This is a genomic window from Thermobifida fusca NBRC 14071 = JCM 3263 (assembly GCF_001592045.1).
GTDB classification, from domain to species: domain Bacteria; phylum Actinomycetota; class Actinomycetes; order Streptosporangiales; family Streptosporangiaceae; genus Thermobifida; species Thermobifida fusca.
In genome coordinates this window covers 1-4,284 of record NZ_BCWB01000078.1, presented here as the reverse complement: position 1 = coordinate 4,284, position 4,284 = coordinate 1, and the positions used below count along the sequence as shown (strand labels likewise).

Annotated in this window: 3 protein-coding genes; 2 read left to right on the top strand and 1 reads right to left on the bottom strand. The window is 67.0% G+C overall.

Annotation, left to right across the window (positions count from 1 at the left end; translation table 11 throughout):
- Positions 1 to 2,502: ATP-binding protein (locus tag TF1_RS15620; RefSeq protein ID WP_156482518.1), on the top strand; the 2,502-nt coding region annotated here is incomplete at its 5' end.
- Positions 2,503 to 2,504: 2 nt separating this feature from the next.
- A complete protein-coding gene (locus TF1_RS15615; protein WP_011290732.1) occupies positions 2,505 to 3,125 on the top strand; it encodes a response regulator in 621 nt (206 codons plus the stop codon).
- Positions 3,126 to 3,173: 48 nt separating this feature from the next.
- Here the strand turns inward: TF1_RS15615 and TF1_RS15610 are convergent.
- Positions 3,174 to 4,284, bottom strand: a 1,111-nt coding sequence (locus TF1_RS15610; RefSeq protein WP_061784022.1) for an NAD(P)/FAD-dependent oxidoreductase, incomplete at its 5' end; no start/stop codon positions are given.

Here is a 4,284-nt window from a genome sequence, read left to right as displayed (position 1 = left end):
CAGGTGCGCAACATCTCCCAGGTGACGACGGCGGTGGCCCGCGGCGACCTCACCAAGCGGATCACCGTGGACGCCCAAGGCGAGATGCTGGAGTTGAAGGACACCATCAACACGATGGTCGACCAGCTGTCCACGTTCGCGTTGGAGGTCACGCGGGTCGGCCACGAAGTGGGTATTGAAGGCAAGCTCGGCGTCCAAGCGAAAGTGGCCGGCGTGTCGGGGGTGTGGAAGGACCTCACCGACTCCGTCAACGAGCTGGCGAAGAACCTCACCACGCAGGTGCGGGCGATCGCGTCGGTGGCGAGCGCGGTGGCCCGCGGCGACCTGACCCAGTCGATCCAGGTGAGCGCCCGCGGGGAGCTGGCCACGTTGAAGGACAACGTCAACCTGATGGTGTCCAACCTGCGGGAGACGACCGCGGCCCAGCGGGACGAGGACTGGTTGAAGAGCAACCTGGCGCGGCTGTCCGGCCTCCTCCAGGGGCGCCGCGACCTCAACGAGCTGGCACGCCTCATCATGACCGAGGTGACCCCGCTCGTGGACGCCCAGCACGGCGCCTGCTACCTGCCGGAGGACGAGAACGACACCGAGACCTTCCGGCTCTACGCCGGCTACGGCTACCAGCCGAGTGAGGAGCGCCGCCGGATCACCGCGGGCCAGGGACTGGCCGGGGAGGCTATTGCGCAGCGCAAGGAGCTGATCGTCCACAACGTCCCCGGCGACTATGTGCGGATCGAATCAGGACTGGGCGAGGCGCCTCCGTTGAGCCTCGCCATCTTCCCGATCGTGTCGGAAGACCGGGTGCTCGGCGTGATCGAACTGGGCTCCTACGGCACGTTCCGGGAGATCCATCTCAACTTCCTGCGACAGCTGGTCAGCCTGCTCAGCGCCACGATCACCACTATCCTGGCCAACTCCAAGACCGAGTACCTGCTGGCCCAGTCGCAGCAGTTGACGACCGCGCTGCAGGAGCGCTCCAACGAGCTGCAGCGCCAGCAGGAGGAGCTGCGCCGCAAGAACGCGGAACTGCACAGCAAGGCGGGGCAGTTGGCCAGCCAGAACCGCGCGATCGAACTGCAGAACCGGCAGATCGAGCGAGCCCGGCGGTCCTTGGAGGACCGGGCGCACCAGTTGCAGGTGTCCTCCAAGTACAAGTCGGAGTTCTTGGCGAACATGTCGCATGAGCTCCGTACCCCGCTCAACAGCCTGCTGATCCTCGCGCGGCTCCTGGCCGACAATAGCGAGAAGAACTTGACCCCCAAGCAGGTGGAGTTCGCGCAGACCATCTACAAGGCCGGCAGTGACCTGCTGCAGCTCATCAATGAGATCCTCGACCTGTCCAAGGTTGAGGCCGGGCGGATGGAGCTGAACCCGAGCCACGTGTCCATCAGCCAGCTGGTGGACTACGTGGAGGCGTCGTTCCGTCCACTGGCCAGCGAAAAGGGACTGGCGTTCGCGGTGGAGGTGTCCCCGGACGTCCCCGACCAGTTGTGGACGGACGAGCAGCGGCTCCAGCAGGTGCTGCGCAACCTGCTGTCCAACGCCGTGAAGTTCACCAGCAGCGGCGAGGTACGGCTGGTGATCGAACCGGCGTGGGCCGTGGAGGACATCGACGTGGACACGTTCACCGACCCCGACGAAGTGATCGCGTTCTCCGTGATCGACACCGGGATCGGTATCCCCGAGGACAAGCTCCAGTTGATTTTCGAAGCGTTCCACCAGGGCGACGGCGGCACGAGCCGCCGGTTCGGCGGCACCGGCCTGGGGCTGTCGATCAGCCGCAACATGGCGGAACTGCTCGGCGGGGAGATCCGCGTGTCGAGCACCGTGGGGGAAGGCAGCACGTTCACCCTCCTGCTGCCGGTGCGGCTGCCTGAGGGCACGTCTGAGCGGATGTACCGGTCGCTCAGCGACGCGGACGTGGTGACCTCGTTCGACAGGCCCACGGACACGGTCGTCCTGCCCACGGAAACGCCCGGGCCCAAGGCCGCGGACACCGATCCGCTCGCCTCGTCCGAGGACGAGCCCTACGTGCCGGTGCTGACCGCAGAGTCCGTGCCGCAGGCCGCGGGCGGCCCCCAGCAGGACGACGTGCTGGCGGGCAAGCGGGTGCTCATCGTCGACGACGACATCCGGAACGTGTTCGCGCTCGCGAGCGCGCTGGAAGCGCACGGCCTCGAAGTGCTCTACGCGGACAACGGCCGGGAGGGGATCGCGAAGCTGGAAGCCAACGAGGACATCGACCTGGTGTTGATGGACATCATGATGCCCGAGTTGGACGGTGACGCCACTACCCGCATGATCCGGGAGATGCCGCAGTTCGCGGACTTGCCGATCATTTCGCTGACGGCCAAGGCGATGCGGGGCGACCGGGAGAACAGTCTGGCCGCGGGAGCCTCGGACTATGTGAGCAAGCCCGTGGATCTCGACCACCTGCTGAATGTCATGCGGCGGTGGTTGGATCGCGGTAAGAGTGACAACAGCACAAGCCGGGAGCAGTGACCGTGTCCTACAAGGCCAACATCCTCCTCGTCGACGACCGCGAGGAGAACCTCACCGCCCTCGAAGCCATCCTGAGCTCGCTGGACCAGAACCTGGTCCGTGCGAACTCAGGTGAGGCCGCGTTGAAGGCACTGCTCGAACGGGACTTTGCGGTGATCCTGCTCGACGTGGTCATGCCGGGGATGGACGGGTTCGAAACCGCGACGCACATCAAGCAGCGGGAGAAGACCAAGGACATCCCCATCATCTTCCTCACCGCGGAGGGGATCGACCGCCACCGGGTGTTCCGGGGATATGCCAGCAGGTTTGTCGACTACATGACCAAACCGCTGGACCCGTGGCTGCTGCGTGCCAAGGTCGAAGTGTTCTTGGAGTTAGACCGGCTGAAGCGGCAGTTGCACAGCCAGACCGAGCTGCTGCGCCGGGACCTGTCCTCCAGCGCCGCCGGCGTGGAGATGGTGGTTGCTGAGCTGTCAGCGCTGGTCAACGAACTCAACGACACGTTGGAAGAGGTGCGGGAGCGGTCCGCCGGCGACCAGCGGGTGCTGGACATGGTCCAGGAACTGGACGCCCCGACCCAGCGGCTCACCCGGCTGGTGCAGGCACTGCGGCCACAGCGGTGATGCCGGACCGCCTCCCCGCGGCGGCGGGCCGTGGCCGGGGCGGCCTGATCAACTGTCGAATCCCATTCCGACCGCGTCCAGGGCGCGCAACCAGAGGTTGCGGCGGCCGCCGTTGCGGTCGGCTGCCGCGATCGAGCGGCGGGTCAGCTCGATCCCGAGGTAGCGGAGCGGTTCGGGCGGGAACGGGATCGGTTTGCTGCGGACCATCGCGGTCCGGGTGCGTTCGGTCTCGACCCCGGCGAGCCGGTCCAGCATGACTTCGGCACCGAACCGGGTCGCCCCCACACCGAGCCCGGTGAAACCGGCGGCGTAGGCGAGCCGTCCCCCGTACGCGGTGCCGAAGAAGGCGCAGAACCGGCTGCACGTGTCGATCACCCCGCCCCACTTGTGGGTGAACCGCACGTCTTCCAACTGCGGGAACGTGGTGAAGAAGTGCTCCGCCAGCCTCTGGAAGGTCTCCGGCCGCTGGTGGAACTCGGGGCGCACTTTGCCGCCGTAGTGGTAGATGACGTCGTAGCCGCCCCACAGGATGCGGTTGTCCGCGGTGAGCCGGTAGTAGTGGAACTGGTTGCTCGCGTCCGACATGCCCGCGCGGCTGGCCCAGCCGATCGCTTCCCGCTGCTCGGTGGTGAGCGGCTCGGTCATCAGCGCATAGTCGTACACGGGGGCGACGAAGTGGCGGATGCGGCGGAGCGGACCGGGGAACGCGCCCGTCCCCCACGCTACCTGCCGGGCCCGCACGGACCCGTGGCGGCTTTCCAGCCGCAGCCGACCGGGTTCGGAGCGGATCGCCCGCACCGGGGTGTGCTCGAAGATCCGCACGCCTAAGCGCAGGCATGCTTCGCGGAGCCCCCAGGCGAGTTTGGCGGGGTGCAGCATGGCCACCCCGTCACGGTCGTAGATGCCGCCGAGGTAGGTAGGCGAGTTCACTTCGGCCCGCATCTGGGCGGCATCCAGGTCGACGACGTCGTAGCCCAGGTCCCGCATCCGCTGCGCGTCTTCGCGGAGCCCGGGGAGCTGCCACTCTTCAGTGGCGGCGATGATGGCACCGGTGCGTTCGAATTCGCAGTCGATGCCGTACCGTGCCACGGCCTCCGCGATCCGGTCGAGGTTTTCGTGGCCCAGCCGTTCCAGTTCGGCGATTTCGTCGGGCCACCGC